Annotated in this window: 2 protein-coding genes; one reads left to right on the top strand and one right to left on the bottom strand. The window is 43.3% G+C overall.

Annotation, left to right across the window (positions count from 1 at the left end; all coding sequences use genetic code 11):
* The coding region (locus A3766_RS02600) for a toprim domain-containing protein (RefSeq protein ID WP_231882820.1) at window positions 1-661 on the bottom strand (661 nt) is incomplete at its 3' end.
* Between the two features lie 241 nt (window positions 662-902).
* On the opposite strand from A3766_RS02600, the gene A3766_RS02595 reads away from it, so the two are divergent.
* Window positions 903-1,193: hypothetical protein (locus A3766_RS02595; protein WP_156508632.1), on the top strand; the 291-nt coding region annotated here is incomplete at its 3' end.

The following is a 1,193-nucleotide window of genomic DNA, read 5'->3' as shown; positions in this document are numbered from 1 at the left end:
CTTTCTCACGCTCAACAATCAGGCGTACAGCAACAGACTGTACACGACCGGCTGAAAGTCCTCGTGCCACCTTCGCCCAAAGCAAAGGTGAAACCATAAAGCCAACCACCCGATCCAGAAAACGGCGGGCTTGTTGAGCATCAACGCGAGATTGATCCAATTCTGCCGGCACTTCAAAAGCTCCTTGAATTGCCTTCTTGGTAATCTCATTAAAGACAACGCGCTTATAGCGTTCATCATCGCCACCAATTGCTTCTTTTAAGTGCCAAGCAATGGCTTCTCCCTCTCTATCCAAATCGGTTGCGAGAAAGATTTGATCGGCATTCTTAGCGAGCTTCTTGAGTTCGGTAACAACCTTTTCTTTACCAGGCAGCACTTCATAGCGTGCTTCCCAGTCATTTTCCGGGTCGATCCCCATACGGGCAATTAGCTGTTCCTTGGCTTTACGCGCTTTATGAACCGCTTTTTCTTCCGGGCTCATCTTACGTGTAGCAGCAGCCTGTTTAGCACGCTCTTGAGGCGTACTGGTAGACCCCCCCCCCGAGGTAGGCAAATCACGAATATGCCCCACACTGGACTTTACGATGTAATCAGAACCGAGGTATTTATTAATTGTCTTAGCTTTTGCTGGTGACTCGACAATAACGAGGGACTTACCCATAAAACTCCAAACTAAAGTGGTTGCTCATACGCTGCAATCTAGCTGTATATTTTTTCAGCAAAACATACCCTAAAAAGAACAAACGTGAGAATAAGTTGAATATATAAGGCGACATATATATTGATTTGTAGCTAAAGGGTCAAGTCATTGCAATGTTTTTTTCTGATTTTTGAACAAACTAGCTAGCATTTTTAAAGCCTTTGCTACACTTAAAGGGAATAAAGCCTGAAACATAGTCCACATGAATAGTACACTTATAATATCTTTGATAGCCTCCATCATTGTTATCTCAATGGTTGCCAGTGGCATAAGTTATAGCCGCCAACAAGCAATGAAAAAGCGCAAGCTTCGCATTAACAAACTAAGGCAACAAGCTGATGAGCTATTAAGCTACACCTCACTTTTATTAAAAATTGATGAAAGCTACGTACTGATCACCCAAGTTCAATCTTTAGCAGTGAACGCCTTAAAAGCAGCGCAGCAATTAGCCCCCGACGATCAATTAATTCTTTCCCACTTACGAACTCAAGAG

Source organism: Oleiphilus sp. HI0132 (assembly GCF_001635845.1).
Note: the sequence above shows the minus strand (reverse complement) of the source record. Positions and strands in the feature narration are given on the sequence as shown.